General features: G+C 69.4%; 15 protein-coding genes. 8 read left to right on the forward strand and 7 right to left on the reverse strand.

The window, feature by feature from the left end; translation table 11 throughout:
• Positions 1–164: 164 nt before the first annotated feature.
• From pknB to OG883_RS21950, 3 genes are all read left to right on the forward strand, one after another.
• Positions 165–2,135 carry a Stk1 family PASTA domain-containing Ser/Thr kinase gene (pknB, locus tag OG883_RS21940; protein ID WP_266543415.1) on the forward strand — a complete coding sequence of 657 codons (1,971 nt, stop codon included), beginning with the start codon at positions 165–167 and terminating at the stop codon, positions 2,133–2,135.
• 5 nt (positions 2,136–2,140) lie between these two features.
• Positions 2,141–2,989, forward strand: coding sequence for a deoxyribonuclease IV (locus OG883_RS21945; protein WP_266543417.1), 849 nt, complete (start codon positions 2,141–2,143; stop codon positions 2,987–2,989).
• An 83-nt stretch (positions 2,990–3,072) separates the two neighbouring features.
• Positions 3,073–3,612 (forward strand): DUF4396 domain-containing protein, encoded by a 540-nt coding sequence (locus tag OG883_RS21950; protein ID WP_266543419.1) that lies wholly within the window; start codon positions 3,073–3,075, stop codon positions 3,610–3,612.
• Positions 3,613–3,625: 13 nt separating this feature from the next.
• Here the strand turns inward: OG883_RS21950 and OG883_RS21955 are convergent, their stop codons facing one another.
• Positions 3,626–4,258, reverse strand: a complete 633-nt coding sequence (locus tag OG883_RS21955) for a sulfite oxidase-like oxidoreductase (protein WP_266543421.1) — start codon at positions 4,256–4,258, stop codon at positions 3,626–3,628.
• Between the two features lie 156 nt (positions 4,259–4,414).
• Between OG883_RS21955 and bfr the strand changes: the two genes are divergently transcribed.
• Positions 4,415–4,894: a bacterioferritin gene (gene bfr / locus OG883_RS21960; protein ID WP_266543423.1), complete on the forward strand. Its 480-nt coding sequence runs from the start codon at positions 4,415–4,417 to the stop codon at positions 4,892–4,894.
• A gap of 129 nt (positions 4,895–5,023) precedes the next feature.
• Here bfr and OG883_RS21965 read toward each other — a convergent pair whose 3' ends face one another.
• On the reverse strand, positions 5,024–5,281 hold the full coding sequence (locus OG883_RS21965; RefSeq protein ID WP_323180947.1) for a (2Fe-2S)-binding protein: 258 nt from the start codon (positions 5,279–5,281) through the stop codon (positions 5,024–5,026).
• A 159-nt stretch (positions 5,282–5,440) separates the two neighbouring features.
• Entirely contained in the window at positions 5,441–6,787 is a 1,347-nt protein-coding gene (locus OG883_RS21970; RefSeq protein WP_266549307.1) for a class II 3-deoxy-7-phosphoheptulonate synthase, read from the reverse strand.
• 99 nt (positions 6,788–6,886) lie between these two features.
• On the opposite strand from OG883_RS21970, the gene OG883_RS47035 reads away from it, so the two are divergent.
• The gene (locus OG883_RS47035; protein WP_353963144.1) at positions 6,887–6,943 is read left to right on the forward strand and encodes a trp operon leader peptide; all 57 of its coding nucleotides are present in this window, start codon (positions 6,887–6,889) and stop codon (positions 6,941–6,943) included.
• A gap of 112 nt (positions 6,944–7,055) precedes the next feature.
• Entirely contained in the window at positions 7,056–8,990 is a 1,935-nt protein-coding gene (locus OG883_RS21975; RefSeq protein ID WP_323181024.1) for an anthranilate synthase family protein, read from the forward strand.
• 154 nt (positions 8,991–9,144) lie between these two features.
• On the opposite strand, the gene OG883_RS21980 is transcribed toward OG883_RS21975, so the two are convergent.
• The 4 genes from OG883_RS21980 to OG883_RS21995 all read right to left on the reverse strand — a co-directional run bounded on the left by OG883_RS21980 (position 9,145) and on the right by OG883_RS21995 (position 13,127).
• Positions 9,145–10,173: a 6-phosphofructokinase gene (locus OG883_RS21980; RefSeq protein ID WP_266543427.1), complete on the reverse strand. Its 1,029-nt coding sequence runs from the start codon at positions 10,171–10,173 to the stop codon at positions 9,145–9,147.
• 144 nt (positions 10,174–10,317) lie between these two features.
• Complete coding sequence (locus OG883_RS21985; RefSeq protein ID WP_266549312.1) at positions 10,318–10,965, reverse strand: response regulator transcription factor; 648 nt, start codon at positions 10,963–10,965, stop codon at positions 10,318–10,320.
• A gap of 95 nt (positions 10,966–11,060) precedes the next feature.
• Positions 11,061–12,272: a MacS family sensor histidine kinase gene (locus tag OG883_RS21990; RefSeq protein WP_266543430.1), complete on the reverse strand. Its 1,212-nt coding sequence runs from the start codon at positions 12,270–12,272 to the stop codon at positions 11,061–11,063.
• Positions 12,273–12,359: 87 nt separating this feature from the next.
• Positions 12,360–13,127 carry a 1-acyl-sn-glycerol-3-phosphate acyltransferase gene (locus OG883_RS21995; protein WP_266549315.1) on the reverse strand — a complete coding sequence of 256 codons (768 nt, stop codon included), beginning with the start codon at positions 13,125–13,127 and terminating at the stop codon, positions 12,360–12,362.
• 169 nt (positions 13,128–13,296) lie between these two features.
• On the opposite strand from OG883_RS21995, the gene OG883_RS22000 reads away from it, so the two are divergent.
• Positions 13,297–14,076 (forward strand): carboxylesterase, encoded by a 780-nt coding sequence (locus OG883_RS22000; RefSeq protein ID WP_266543433.1) that lies wholly within the window; start codon positions 13,297–13,299, stop codon positions 14,074–14,076.
• Positions 14,069–14,710 carry a hypothetical protein gene (locus OG883_RS22005; protein ID WP_266543436.1) on the forward strand — a complete coding sequence of 214 codons (642 nt, stop codon included), beginning with the start codon at positions 14,069–14,071 and terminating at the stop codon, positions 14,708–14,710. The genes OG883_RS22000 and OG883_RS22005 overlap by 8 nt, the downstream gene beginning before the upstream one ends.
• Positions 14,711–14,869: the final 159 nt, after the last annotated feature.

Raw genomic sequence — 14,869 nt, forward strand, 5'->3', positions numbered from 1 at the left:
GGTCCGGGGCGGAACCCGGTCACGGGAAGGGACGGGCAGGCCAGGGGCAGAGTGGGGTCGAGGTGGGGGAAAACCTCCCCCGCTGTCACAGCTCGGCTTCAGTCCTGCCCCGGACCCGCCCCGGGGCGTCAGGGGTGCCGTGGGTGACTCGTAGAATCGACCATGTGGATACGACCCTCCAGGACCCTCTCGTCGGGCAGGTGCTCGACGGCCGCTACCGCGTCGAGGCGCGCATCGCCGTCGGCGGGATGGCCACGGTCTACCGGGCCGTCGACACCCGCCTCGACCGGGTGCTCGCCCTCAAGGTGATGCACCCCGCCCTCGCCACCGACGCCTCCTTTGTGGAGCGCTTCATCCGCGAGGCCAAATCGGTGGCGCGGCTCGCCCACCCCAATGTGGTGGGGGTCTTCGACCAGGGCGCCGAGGGTGCGTACGTCTATCTGGCGATGGAGTACGTCGCGGGCTGCACGCTGCGCGACGTCCTGCGCGAGCGCGGGGCGCTCCAGCCGCGCGCCGCGCTCGACATCCTGGAGCCCATGCTGGCTGCGCTCGGCGCGGCGCACCGGGCCGGGTTCGTCCACCGGGACATGAAGCCGGAGAACGTGCTGATAGGGGACGACGGCCGGGTCAAGGTCGCCGACTTCGGTCTCGTACGGGCCGTCGGCTCCGTCACCAACACCACCGGTACCGTCCTGGGCACGGTCTCCTATCTCGCGCCGGAGCAGATCGAGTACGGCACGGCCGACACGCGTGCCGATGTGTACGCCTGCGGCGTCGTCCTCTACGAGATGCTGACCGGCTCCAAGCCGCACCACGGCGACACCCCCGCCGCGGTGCTGTTCCAGCATCTCAACGAGGACGTTCCGGCGCCCTCTGCCCTGGTCCCCGGGCTCGCCGTGGAACTCGACGAGCTGGTCGCGAGCGCGACCGCACGCAATCCCGAGGTCCGTCCGCACGACGCGGTGGCGCTGCTGGCTCAGGCACGCGAGGCGCGGGAGTCGCTCGGCGACGAGCAGCTGGACGCGGTGCCGCCGCAGGCTCACACGGACACGGAAAACGGGGCCACGGACGGGACCGGGGGTCAGGCCGAGGGCGACACGGTCCCCGCCTCCGAGGACCGTACGAGCGTGATTCCGCGTGTGCGTCCCGTCGAGGAGCCCGAGGTTCACCACACCGCCCGGCTGGCGATGCCCCCTGCGGAGCCGCCGCAGCAGCACCGGGCGTCCCGGCGCCGTACGGTCCCCGTCCCCAAGCGTGGCGTCCTCGCCCTGCTGGTCTCGCTGTTCCTGGTCCTCGGCGTGGGCGTGGGCGTCTGGTACATCAACTCCGGGCAGTTCACCCGCGTCCCCGCCCTGATCGGCAAGACCGAGCAGGAAGCCAGGCAGGAGCTCAGGAGCGCCGGGCTGGACGTGAACAACGTCCGCCGCGCGTTCAGCGAGACGGCCGAGCGGGGCACGGTCATCAACAGCGACCCGACGACCAACGCGCGCATCCGCGGCAACGACTCGGTGACGATCATCATCTCGCGCGGTCCGAAGATCGTCGAGGTCCCCGTCCTCGAGGGCAAGCCGCTGGCCCAGGCCGAGCGCGAGCTCAAGAGAACCGGTCTCGCGCCGGGAGTGGTCACCAAGGAGTTCAGCGAGGACATCGCGCAGGGCTCGGTGATCAGTACGGACCCGGACGCCGGCACCAAGCGCAGCCCCGACACCGCGGTCGCCCTCGTGGTCAGCAAGGGCGCCCCGATCGACGTTCCGGATGTGACCGGCGACGCGCTGGAGGACGCCACCAGCGAGCTCGAAGAGGCCGGGTTCAAGGTCAAGGTCGCCGCCGGACGGATCAACTCCGCCGAGGAGGCGGGCTCCGTCGCCAAGCAGTCCGCGGCCGAGGGTGCCCAGCTGGCCCGCGGCGACACCGTCACGCTGACGGTGTCCAAGGGCCCGCGCATGATCGACGTCCCCGATGTCGTCGGTGACAACGTCGACGACGCCACCAGCGAACTGGAGTCCGCGGGCTTCGCGGTCGAGGTCGAGAAGAGCTTCCCGTTCCTCGGCGACACCGTGGAGAGCCAGTCCGTCGCGGGCGGCGACCAGGCTCCCGAGGGCAGCACGATCAAGATCAAGACCAAGGGACTGTAGTTCTGATGCGCAACCCCGTCGGCGGCCATGTCCCCGTGGCCGGCGGCCTCGCCACCATAGGGCTGGGCTACGCCCGGGAGCTGGAGGCGGAGACCGTACAGGTCTTCGTCGCCAACCCGCGCGGCTGGGCCACACCCATCGGAAACCCGGCGCAGGACGAGCGGTTCCGTGCCGAGTGCGCCGCCGACGGGATATCGGCGTACGTCCATGCCCCGTATCTGATCAACTTCGGCTCGCACACCGAGGCGACCGCCGAAAAGTCCGTGGAGTCGATGCGCCACTCACTGCGCCGGGCCCGGGAGATCGGGGCGCTCGGCGTGGTGGTGCACACCGGCTCGGCGACCGGCGGCCGCACCCGGGAGGTGGCGCTGGCGCAGGTACGGGAGCGGATGCTGCCCCTGCTCGACGAGCTGACGCACGACGACGACCCGTTCCTGCTGCTGGAGTCGACGGCCGGTCAGGGCTTCTCGCTCTGTTCGAGGACCTGGGACTTCGGCCCGTACTTCGAGGCGCTGGACGCGCACCCCAAGCTGGGCGTCTGCCTGGACACCTGCCACGTCTTCGCGGCGGGTCACGATCTCGCGGGCCCGGACGGGATGGCGCAGACCCTGGATCTGCTGGTGGACACGGTCGGGGAGGGGCGGCTGAAGCTGATCCACGCCAATGACTCCAAAGATGTGTCCGGGGCCCACAAGGACCGTCACGAGAACATTGGCGCGGGCCATATCGGCGAGGAGCCGTTCCGGGAGCTGATGCGTCACCCGGCGACCGAGGGCGTGCCACTGATCATCGAGACGCCCGGCGGCAAGGAGGGGCACGCCGCGGACGTGGCGCGGCTGAAGAAACTGCGCTGAGAGACCTCCGTCGGGAATACCCCAAGGGGGTATACGGTTCTTACTGTCGGCAGGAACCGCTACCCGGGTTTGGGGGCTCTCTCATGCGGCACGACTCTCCCTTCCAGCACACACACCACGAGCAGCACGGGCACGACTCCCACCAGGGGAAGGCCGGACACGCAGGGCATCAGGGGCACGGCGGCACGGTCAGCTGGGCCATGGCCGCCAGGGCCACCCTCCACTGCCTCACCGGCTGCGCCATCGGCGAGGTACTCGGCATGGTGATCGGCACCGCACTCGGCTGGGCCAATCTGCCGACGATGATCCTTGCGATCGCCCTGGCCTTCTTCTTCGGCTACGCGCTCACCCTGCGCGGCGTCCTCAAGGCCGGCGTGGACTTCAGGACCGCCTTCCGGGTCGCGCTCGCCGCCGACACCCTCTCCATCGCCGTGATGGAACTGATCGACAACGGCGTGATCGCGTTCTGGCCCGGCGCCATGGACGCCCATCTGAGCGACCCGATGTTCTGGGGCGTCCTCGCCTTCGCCCTCTTGGCCGCCTTCCTGATCACCACACCCGTGAACAAGTGGATGATCGGCCGCGGCAAGGGCCACGCGGTGGTCCACCAGTACCACCACTGAGGAACCTCAGGAGTCAGAACTCCGGGCCGTCCCCCGGCTCCTCCTGATAGGAGTAGCGCTGCTCCCGCCACGGGTCGCCGAGGTTGTGATAGCCGCGCTCCTCCCAGAAGCCGCGGCGATCGGCGGTCATGTACTCCACGCCCCGGACCCATTTGGGCCCCTTCCAGGCGTACAGATGCGGTACGACCAGCCGCAGCGGGAAGCCGTGCTCGGCGGTGAGCAGCTCACCGTCCTTGTGGGTCGCGAAGATCGTGCGCTCCGAAACGAAGTCGGCGAGCCGCAGATTGGCACTGAATCCGTACTCGGCCCAGACCATGACATGGGTGACGTTCGCCGCCGGCGGCTGGAGATCCACGATCGTACGGGCGGGCACACCGCCCCATTCGGCCCCCAGCATGCTGAACTTTGTCACGCAGTGCAGATCGGCGACGACCGTCGAGAAGGGCAGTGCCGAGAACTCCTCGTGGTTCCAGCAGCGTTTGTCGCCGTCCGCCGTGGCACCGAAGACCCTGAACTCCCAGCGGTCCGGCTTGAATTTGGGTACGGGCCCATAGTGAGTGACCGGCCACCCACGCTGCAGTCGTTGCCCCGGCGGAAGCTCGGACTGCTCTGCTGCGCGGTGTTCCCGGCTCTCCGGCTGCCCCATGCCCTCAATGGTGACAGACCGCGAGGGGTGGTCATGACCAGGTCTGGGCCGATTCGGGCAACTCCTACTAAGCATGCACTTACTGGACGCCCCCCGGTCGCGATGCGAGGATGCGCGCTACCTGCCCCAGTCACACGCGCGGAAGGAGCCTCTGCGATGCAGGGCGACCCCGAGGTCATCGAGTTCCTCAATGAGCAGCTGACTGCCGAATTGACCGCGATCAACCAGTACTTCCTGCACGCGAAGATGCAGGAGAACTTCGGCTGGACGAAGCTGGCCAAGTACACCCGTGCCGAGTCGTTCGACGAGATGAAGCATGCGGAGGTGCTGACCGACCGGATCCTGTTCCTGGACGGTCTGCCCAACTACCAGCGCCTCTTCCATGTGCGCATCGGCCAGACGGTCACCGAGATGTTCCAGGCCGACCGGCAGGTCGAGGTGGAGGCGATCGACCGCCTCAGGCGCGGCATCGAGGTCATGCGCACCAAGGGCGACATCACCTCGGCGAACATCTTCGAGAGCATCCTCGCGGACGAGGAGCACCACATCGACTATCTCGACACCCAGCTGGAGCTGGTCGAGAAGCTCGGCGAGGCGCTCTACATCGCCCAGCTGATCGAGCAGCCGGACAGCTGACGGTCACGGCCGGGGCACTCAATCACAGCCGGGGCGGTCACGGCCGGGGCGGTCACGGCCGGGGCAGGGCTACCAGGCAGGGACCGGAGCCGGGCGGACGGACTGCCCAGCCACGCAGCCCTCGTCGGGTCAGGCAGCCTCGTCCAGAACCTCGACCGCATCGAGCTCATGCCCGCGCTCACCCGCCAGTGCAGGCTTGCCCTGCTCGAGCAGGTCGCGCCGCGGGCAGCTGCCGCGGCCGAGAATCCCCTGGATACGGCGTACGCATGAACCGCAGTCGGTGCCGGCCTTGGACACCGACGCTATCTGGCGGGGAGTACAGGCACCGGCGTCCGCGTGTTCCTTTACCTGCTTTTCCGTGATGCCGAAGCATGAGCAGACATACACGCGGTTCACCTCCCGGGCGGGATTGTTGGGCCAACGCCTTTCCCGATGATCGGTGAGGCTAACCTAACCTTACCCGCAGGGCCGGGCACGTAAAAGCCCCGGAAACGACGGTGGGGCGCGGATCACATCGATCCGCGCCCCACCGTTGTTGATCCGTCACTACTGGTCGCGGTACATCTCCGCGACCAGGAAGGCGAGGTCCAAGGACTGGCTGCGGTTCAGGCGCGGGTCGCAGGCCGTCTCGTAGCGCTGGTGCAGATCGTCGACGAAGATCTCGTCGCCGCCACCCACGCACTCGGTGACATCGTCACCGGTGAGCTCGACGTGGATACCGCCCGGGTGCGTGCCGAGGCCCTTGTGGACCTCGAAGAAGCCCTTGACCTCGTCGAGCACGTCGTCGAAGCGGCGGGTCTTGTGGCCGGAGGCCGCCTCGAAGGTGTTGCCGTGCATCGGGTCGGTCACCCACGCAACGGTCGCTCCGGAGGCGGTGACCTTCTCCACCAGCTCGGGGAGCTTGTCCCGGACCTTGTCGGCGCCCATACGGACGACGAAGGTCAGCCGGCCCGGCTCACGCTCCGGGTCGAGCTTGTCGATGTACTGCAGCGCCTCGTCGACCGTGGTCGTCGGGCCGAGCTTCACACCGATCGGGTTGCGGATCTTCGACGCGAATTCGATGTGCGCGCCGTCCAGCTGGCGGGTGCGCTCGCCGATCCAGACCATGTGGCCGGAGGTGTTGTACAGATCGCCCGTACGGGAGTCCGTGCGGGTCAGCGCGCCCTCGTAGTCGAGCAGCAGGGCCTCGTGGGAGGAGTAGAACTCGACGGTGCGGAACTCAGCCGGGTCGGTGCCCGCGGCCTTCATGAAGTTCAGCGCGTTGTCGATCTCGCGGGCGAGCTGCTCGTAGCGCTGGCCGGAGGGGGACGACTTCACGAAGTCCTGGTTCCAGGCGTGCACCTGGCGCAGGTCGGCGTAGCCGCCGGTGGTGAAGGCGCGCACCAGGTTGAGCGTCGCGGCGGAGGCGTTGTACATCCGCTTGAGGCGCTCGGGGTCCGGGATGCGGGCCTTTTCGGTGAAGTCGAAGCCGTTGACGGAGTCGCCCCGGTAGGTGGGGAGCGTGACGCCGTCGCGGGTCTCGGTCGGCTTGGAGCGCGGCTTGGAGTACTGGCCGGCGATACGGCCGACCTTCACCACGGGCACGGACGCGGCGTAGGTGAGCACCGCGCCCATCTGGAGGAGGGTCTTGAGCTTGTTGCGGATGTGGTCGGCGGAGACCGCGTCGAATGCCTCGGCACAGTCGCCGCCCTGGAGCAGGAACGCCTCGCCCTTGGCGACGGCTCCCAGTCGGGCGCGCAGCTGGTCGCACTCGCCCGCAAAGACGAGCGGCGGATACGACTCGAGGTCCGCGATCACATCGCGCAGAGCCTCGGCATCGGGGTACTCGGGCTGCTGCGCCGCGGGCAGGTCTCGCCAGGTGTTGCCACCGGCAATGGTGGTCTTAGCGTTCACGGTCACCTTGACAACACTACGGGGTCGCTGCGGCCACCCCTTCGCCCGCCCAGTAAATGAGACGCGAAGTCCGCCGTTGCGTGAGGTAGGGTTCGCCGCATGTTCGCGCAGACGTCCCAGAACTGGTGGTGGACCGCACATCCGGCGGCCCACTGACTGATCGCGCGCAACACGAGATCGCGAAGGCCGCCCGAGGGGCGGCCTTCAGTGTTTTCCCAGCGGAAACGGCCGTTCCTCCCACTCGGAAGGAACACCCCGGATGCCACCGATGCCACCGACGCCGCGGACGCCCCAGCCGCCGCGGCTGCCGCTGCACCCCCGGACGCTCATCGGCCGACTGCTCGACGACGACTGCCCGCCCTTCGCCCTGCTCCGCCGGCGCACCCCAGGCCACGACCACGACACCGTCGAGGTCCTGATCGGCGCCGTGCACGAGCTCGAGCGGCTCGCCGACATCCCGGACGGCGACCGCGTCTCGCTCGCCCTGGTCCCGTTCTGCCAGATCAGGGAGCGCGGCTTCGACGTGCGCGACGACGGGACGCCGCTGTCCGTGCTCGTCGCCGACGAGTCGTACGAAATCCCGCTCGCCGATGTCCTGGAGAGCCTGCCCGCGCACGCCGTACGGGTCGAGGGCGGGGCCTTCGACGTCGACGACGACGAGTACGCGGGCATCGTCCGGCGCGTCATCGACGACGAGATCGGCCGGGGCGAGGGCGCGAACTTCGTCATCCGCCGCACCTATACCGGTCACATCCCGGGCTTCGGCCGGGCCGACGCCCTCGCCCTGTTCCGGCGGCTGCTGTCCGGCGAGCGGGGCGCGTACTGGACCTTCGTCGTGCACACCGGGGAGCGCACGCTGGTGGGCGCCAGCCCCGAGGTCCATGTGCGGATGAGCGGCGGCACGGTCGTGATGAACCCGATCAGCGGGACCTATCGCTATCCGCCCGAGGGACCGGCCCCCGAGGCGCTGCTCGCCTTTCTCGACGACCGCAAGGAGCGCGAGGAGCTCTCCATGGTCGTCGACGAGGAACTGAAGATGATGTGCACCGTCGGCGACATGGGCGGTGTCGTCATCGGGCCCCGGCTCAAGGAGATGGCCCATCTCGCGCACACCGAGTACGAGCTGCGGGGCCGCTCGTCCCTCGATGTACGGGAGGTGCTGAAGGAGACCATGTTCGCGGCGACGGTCACCGGCTCACCCGTACAGAACGCCTGCCGGGTCATCGAACGCCACGAGCCCCTCGGGCGGGACGGGGTCGGGCGCGGCTACTACGCGGGCGCGCTGGCGCTGATCGGCAAGGACGCGGGCGGGGCGCAGACCCTCGACTCCCCCATCCTGATCCGTACGGCCGACATCGACGCCGGGGGCGCGCTACGCGTACCGGTCGGGGCGACCCTGGTGCGGCACTCCGACCCGGCGGGCGAGGTCGCCGAGACACACGCCAAGGCGGCCGGCGTACTGGCCGCGCTGGGGGTGCGCCCCGGGCGGCCGCCGGAGCACGACAAGCGCCCGAAGCTCGCCGACGACCCGCGGGTGCAGGCCGCCCTCGACGCCCGTCGCGCCGATCTCGCACCCTTCTGGCTGCGGATGCAGGCGCGCAGCGCACAGCTGACCGGCCACGCCCTGGTGGTCGACGGCGAGGACACGTTCACCGCGATGCTCGCTCATCTGCTGCGCTCCTCGGGCTTGGAGGTGACGGTACGGCGGTACGACGAGCCGGGCCTGCGGGAGAGAGCGCTGGCCCACGAGGGACCGGTGGTGCTGGGGCCGGGGCCCGGTGATCCGGCCGACGCCGACGATCCGAAGATGTGCTTCCTGCGCGCGCTCACCGCCGATCTGCTCCGGGAGCACCGTCACGGGCTGCTGGGCGTCTGTCTCGGCCATGAGCTGATGGCGGCCGAGCTGGGCCTGGAGATCGTCCGGAAGGACGCGCCCCACCAGGGGGCGCAGGAGCGGATCGACTTCTTCGGGCGCAGCGAGACGGTGGGCTTCTACAACAGCTTCACGGCGCGCTGTGACGAGAAGGCGGCCGCCGAGCTGGCCATGCACCGCATCGAACTGAGCCGCGACGAGGTCAGCGGTGATGTGCACGCGCTGCGGGGCCCGGGCTTCGCGGGCCTGCAGTTCCACCCGGAGTCGGTGCTCACGATGGACGGGGCGGCGCTCACCGCGACGCTGCTCGCGGGGGTCCTCGTCGGCTGAACGGAGCTGTTGAGGCGCGGCGGGAACCGGGGCGTTTCCGTCTCGCCTCCCGGAGCAGGGGCGCAAGGTGAGCCATGGGCCGGATATCGCGCATACCGAATACGCCGGCCCATGGGGCAGCGGTCAGGGGGCAGCCGGACAGCCCGTCAGCCCGTCAGCCGAAGAAGACGCCGACCTCCTCGTACAGCTTGGGGTCGACCGTCTTCAGCCTGGCCGTCGCCTCGGCGATCGGTACACGCACGATGTCGGTGCCCTGCAGCGCGACCATCTTGCCGAAGTCCCCGTCCCGCACCGCGTCGATCGCATGCAGCCCGAAGCGGGTGGCCAGCCAGCGGTCGAAGGCACTCGGAGTGCCGCCGCGCTGGACATGGCCGAGCACAGTGGTGCGGGCCTCCTTGCCCGTACGCCTCTCGATCTCCTTGGCCAGCCACTCGCCGACGCCGGAGAGCCGGACATGACCGAAGGAGTCGAGCGTGCCGTCCTTGAGGACCGCCTCGCCGTCCTTGGGCATGGCCCCCTCTGCGACCACGACGATCGGTGCGTAGCTCGCCCTGAAGCGCGAGGTCACCCAGGCGCAGACCTGGTCGACGTCGAAGCGCTGCTCGGGAATGAGGATGACATTGGCACCGCCGGCCAGCCCCGAGTGGAGAGCGATCCAGCCCGCATGACGCCCCATCACCTCCACGACCAGAACACGCATATGCGATTCGGCGGTGGTGTGCAGCCGGTCGATCGCCTCGGTCGCGATGCCCACCGCCGTGTCGAAGCCGAAGGTGTAGTCGGTGGCGGACAGGTCGTTGTCGATGGTCTTGGGCACGCCGACGCAGTTGACGCCGTACTCGTCGTGCATCCGCGCGGCGACGCCGAGGGTGTCCTCGCCGCCGATCGTGATCAGCGCGTCCACCTCGTGCTTGGCGAGGTTCTCCTTGATCCGGTGGATGCCGTTCTCTTCTTTGAAGGGGTTGGTGCGCGAAGAGCCGAGGATGGTGCCGCCGCGGGGCAGGATGCCGCGGACGGCCGAGATGTCGAGTGGAACCGTGTCGCCTTCGAGAGGTCCGCGCCAGCCGTCGCGGTAGCCGACGAAGTCGTACGCGTACTCCTGCACGCCCTTGCGGACGACGCCGCGGATGACCGCATTGAGGCCGGGGCAGTCGCCGCCCCCGGTCAGTACTCCTACGCGCATGGAAATTCCCTTCGCCTGGTGGGCCCTATGACCGCCACGCTAATGGTGATCCAGGTCACTCAGGGATGGGACGAATGGTCAATTTCTACGTGTCATACGGAGGTTGACCCTCGCCATTCACCCGTACGAGTAGGGGGGTGGGGCTTACGCATCGTCGAGGCCGCGCTCGATGGCGTACCGCACGAGCTCCACGCGGTTGTGCAGTTGGAGCTTTCCGAGGGTGTTCTGGACGTGGTTCTGGACGGTGCGGTGAGAGATGACCAGACGCTCGGCGATCTGCTTGTACGAGAGCCCCTTGGCGACCAGCCGCAGCACCTCGGTCTCCCGGTCGGTCAGCTGAGGGGCTTTCGGCCCGTCGCCGCCGGGCGAGGGGGCGGGCTCGGAGGCGAGCCTGCGGTACTCACCGAGGACCAGGCCGGCGAGGCCCGGGGTGAAGACCGGGTCGCCGACGGCGGTGCGCCGCACGGCGTCGGTCAGCTCCTCCGTGCTTGCCGACTTGAGCAGATAGCCGGTCGCACCGGACTTCACCGCCTCCAGGACATCCGCGTGCTCGCCGCTGGCGGACAGGACCAGGACCCGCAGCGCGGGGTCGGAACCGACGAGTTCCTTGCACACCTGGACGCCCGGTATCCCGGGGAGATTGAGATCGAGGACGAGCACATGGGGTGCGACGGCCGTGGCGCGCCGCACGGCCTGCGGTCCGTCGCCCGCCGTCGCCACCACGTCGAAGCCGGCCGCGGCCAGATCGCGGGCGACCGCGTCCCGCCACATCGGATGGTCGTCGACGACCATCACCTTGATCGCCTGTCGCTCCGCCTGCTGATCCGTCTTCGGGGCCGTGTTCGCGTCCGTGTTCGGGACGGTCTTGGAGTCCATCTGCTGGTCCGTCATTTCTCTGTCTTCCCCCGTGGAACTTGCAATTCGACTTCTGTGCCCTGGCCCGGCACCGAGATCAACTCGGCCGTGCCGCCCAGTTCCCGCAGCCGCCCGCGGATCGAGAGGGCGACACCCAGCCGCCCCTCGCCCTCGGCCTGAACGAGCCTGCCCTCCGGGATACCGGGGCCGTCGTCCCGTACCGTCACGATCACCTCGTCCGGCCAGTCCTCGACCAGGATCCAGGCCTGGGCATCCTCCCCCGCATGTCTGCGGACGTTGTCCAGGGCGGCACTGACAGCGGCTGCCAGCTCGGTCGCCGCGGGCGGCTCCAGCAGCACCGGAGCGCCCGGCTCGGAGAGCGTCACCCTCGCCCCGGCGTGCGGGGCGAGCAGCGACCGCAGATCGTACAGCCCGGGCTCGTGGGACGGTTCGTCGTCGACATCGACGGTACGGACCACGGCGCCCAGGGAGGCGTCCTCCGAGGCGCGGGTGGCGGGCACCAGGCCGCTGGAGACCAGGGTGCGCAGCGCGACCTCCTGCTCCCCCGCCATCCGGCCGAGTTCGGCGGCCTCACCGCCCAGTGCCGTACCGCGCCGCTGCACCATCGCCAGCACCTGAAGCACGCTGTCGTGGATGTCGCGGGCCAGCCGCTCCCGTTCCCGGGTCGCCGCCTCGATCTCCAGGGCGCGGGCGAGGGTGCGCTCGGAGGCGCGGGCGACCTCGACGACATAGCCGATGGCAATGGAGGCGACCCAGACCAGCAGGACGTTGTGGAAGGTGTCCCGGCTGGGTTCGCCGCGCTCGACGATATTGGCGACGGCGACGAAGGAGGACGCGAAACCCGCCCAGCGCCAGCCGCCCTTGATGGCGTACGCGAGGACGGATCCCGCGGTCCAGATCGTCGGCAGGGTGGGGCCGTCCTGCGTCTGTGCCTGGGCGTCGGCGAGCGGGGTGAGCAGAATGCCGGTGAGGGCGATGGTGAGATCGGCGACCAGGAAGCCTTTGGTGCAGCGGGCGGCGCCGGTCACCCTGGGGAGCGTGACCAGCGTCCAGACCGTCATCACCGCGAGGAAGCCGACCGCCACCCAGGGGCGCTCGAACTGACCGCGGGTGAAGACGAAGAGAAGCACTGCGTAGACCATGGTCAGTACGCGGTAGGCGGTCAGCGCGCGCCACAGCGGCTGCTCGACCGACATCCGCACGACACGCTCGCGCTTGGCCATTTCCCCCACCCCGGGACGGACGACGCCGCCAGGGGGCGTCTTTCGGATCTTGCCGGGCTCGATCCGGCCTGATCCGAGAGACACCCGCTAGGCGGCCGGTCGCTGCGTCTTGTCTGCCTTGCTCGCCTTGTCGGCCTTGCTCGCCTTGTCGGCCTCCGCCTTCGCGGCTGCCTTCTCGGCCTTCTCCGCGTCCGCGATCTGGCGCTTGGCCGCGGCCGCGTAGATGTCGACGTACTCCTGGCCGGACAGCTTCATGATTTCGTACATGACCTCGTCGGTCACCGAGCGCAGGATGAAGCGGTCGCCCTCCATGCCGTGGTAGCGGCTGAAGTCGAGCGGCTTGCCGATCCTGATCCCCGGGCGCATCAGCTTGGGGACGACCTTGCCGGGCGGCTGGATCTTCTCGGTGTCGATCATCGCGACCGGGATGACGGGAGCGCCGGTGGCGAGCGCCACGCGCGCGAGGCCGCCCGGCTTGCCCCGGTAGAGACGGCCGTCCGGGGAGCGGGTGCCCTCCGGGTAGATACCGAAGAGACCTCCGCCCTCGATGACCTCTATGCCGGCCTTGATCGCCGCCTCACCCGCGCCGCGGGCGCCCGAGCGGTCCACGGGGAGCTGTCCGACACCCTTGAAGAAGGCCGCGGTGAGTTTGCCCTTCACCCCGGGCGAGGTGAAGTACTCCGCCTTGGCGATGAAGGTGACCTTGCGGTCGAGGACCGCGGGGAGGAAGAACGAGTCCGAGAAGGACAGGTGGTTGCTCGCGAGGATCGCCGGCCCCTCGGCGGGAATGTTCTCGAGGCCCTCCACCCAGGGCCTGAAGGCAAGCTTCAGCGAACCTCCGATGGAGAACTTCATTGCGCCGTAGATCAACTCGAATGCCTCCTGTGTGCTGTCGAACAGACCTTAACCCGTGGGGGGCCCGCACTCCCCGCGCTGGGGGCCCTACGGACCTGGTCGGTGTCAGTCCGGTCGCGTACGGTGAAGTACACCCTTCGAGCGTCATGAAAAGAACAGGAGACCCCTGGTGCCGGTCCTTCCTGGAGCCGAGCCGTACCGCCATGAAGGCGGAGAGGTCGGCGTCCTTCTTTGTCACGGATTCACCGGCTCCCCTCAGTCGCTGCGCCCCTGGGCCGAGTATCTGGCGGAGCGCGGGCTGACGGTGTCTCTGCCCCTGCTTCCCGGACACGGCACGCGCTGGCAGGACATGCAGGTCACCGGCTGGCAGGACTGGTACGCCGAGGTGGACCGCGAGCTGCGCGCCCTGCTCGACCGCTGCAGCCAGGTCTTCGTCTTCGGGCTCTCGATGGGCGGGGCGCTCACGCTGCGGCTTGCCGCCAAGCACGGGGATTCGATCAGCGGAATCGTCCTGGTGAACCCGGCGAACAAGGTGCACGGCCTGGCGGCGCACGCCCTGCCGGTCGTCCGCCACTTCGTCCCGACGTCCAAGGGGCTGGTGAGCGACATCGCCAAGGAGGGCTCCGAGGAGGTCGGGTACGAGCGGGTGCCACTGCACGCCGCGCACTCCCTGCGGCAGTTCCTCCGGCTCGTGGACGGCGCCCTGCCGCAGGTCACGCAGCCGATGGTGCTGCTGCACAGCCCGCAGGACCATGTGGTGCCGCCCGCCGACTCGGCCCGGATCCTCAGCCGGGTCTCCTCGACGGATGTTTCCGAGCTCCTGCTGGAACAGAGCTACCACGTGGCGACGTTGGACCTCGATGCGGAGCGGATTTTCGAGGAGAGTTACGCGTTCATCGGCCGGCTCGCTCCGAGTATCGGGAAGAAGGGGAGCACGACCGGTGGCTGAGCAGCATGATGCGGACCGCGAGCCGCAGCCGATCGACGAGGAGGCCGCCTGGGCGGCCATCGTCGCGGGGTACGGCGACGAGCCGGCGGACCCGCCGGGGGCGAAGCCGTTCAAGTCGGTGGAGGATCTCGCCCTGCTCGAGGGCGATCTGAACGAGACCCCGAAGGGCAGGGCCCGGAGGGACAAGACCCCCGAGGCGGAGCCCGAGCCCGAACCGGATTCCGCGGCGGATACGGATGCGGATACGGATGCGGATACGGATGCGGATACGGATGCGAGCAAGCCCGCGCTGGGCAGCTCCATCACCTTCGCGCCCGGGGTCGGCGGCCCGCGGGACTACCAGGTGGCAGAGCCCAAGGACGAGGACCTCGACGAGAGCGACGAGGGCCACTTCGTACCGCCCGAGCCGCCGCCGCTGCCCGAGGCCGACGTCACCGCCAAGTTCGCCTGGCTGGGGGTCATCGGCGGCCCGGTTCTGATGCTGATCGCGGTGCTGCTGCAGTGGGACATGACGTGGTGGCTGACCACGCTGTGCGTGGGCGGCTTCCTGGGCGGCTTTGTCACCCTGGTGGCCAGGATGTCGCACGGCGACGACGACGAGGACGACGACCCGGGCCGCGGCGCGGTCGTCTAGACACGCCGGACCGCCGGACCACGGGCACGGTCGTCCAGGCACGCCGGACCACGGGCACGGTCGTCCAGGCACGCCGGGCCCCGCCGGGAGTCCCGGCGCCGCCGACCCTGCTCAGCCCGCCGGCCCTGCTCAGCCCGCCGGGTCACCGGTGCCGTCGGT

It is taken from the genome of Streptomyces sp. NBC_01142 (assembly GCF_026341125.1).
GTDB lineage: Bacteria > Actinomycetota > Actinomycetes > Streptomycetales > Streptomycetaceae > Streptomyces.

What these genes read in the sequence shown, in the direction of transcription:
- bfr (WP_266543423.1), top strand. Translation starts at nt 4,415, where the DNA reads ATGCAGGGCGACCCCGAGGTCATCGAGTTCCTCAATGAGCAGCTGACT.
- OG883_RS21945 (WP_266543417.1), top strand. Translation starts at nt 2,141, where the DNA reads ATGCGCAACCCCGTCGGCGGCCATGTCCCCGTGGCCGGCGGCCTCGCC.
- OG883_RS21990 (WP_266543430.1), bottom strand. Translation starts at nt 12,272, where the DNA reads ATGGCCAAGCGCGAGCGTGTCGTGCGGATGTCGGTCGAGCAGCCGCTG.
- OG883_RS21985 (WP_266549312.1), bottom strand. Translation starts at nt 10,965, where the DNA reads ATGGTCGTCGACGACCATCCGATGTGGCGGGACGCGGTCGCCCGCGAT.
- OG883_RS21955 (WP_266543421.1), bottom strand. Translation starts at nt 4,258, where the DNA reads ATGGGGCAGCCGGAGAGCCGGGAACACCGCGCAGCAGAGCAGTCCGAG.
- OG883_RS21950 (WP_266543419.1), top strand. Translation starts at nt 3,073, where the DNA reads ATGCGGCACGACTCTCCCTTCCAGCACACACACCACGAGCAGCACGGG.
- OG883_RS21975 (WP_323181024.1), top strand. Translation starts at nt 7,056, where the DNA reads ATGCCACCGACGCCGCGGACGCCCCAGCCGCCGCGGCTGCCGCTGCAC.
- OG883_RS21980 (WP_266543427.1), bottom strand. Translation starts at nt 10,173, where the DNA reads ATGCGCGTAGGAGTACTGACCGGGGGCGGCGACTGCCCCGGCCTCAAT.
- OG883_RS21995 (WP_266549315.1), bottom strand. Translation starts at nt 13,127, where the DNA reads ATGAAGTTCTCCATCGGAGGTTCGCTGAAGCTTGCCTTCAGGCCCTGG.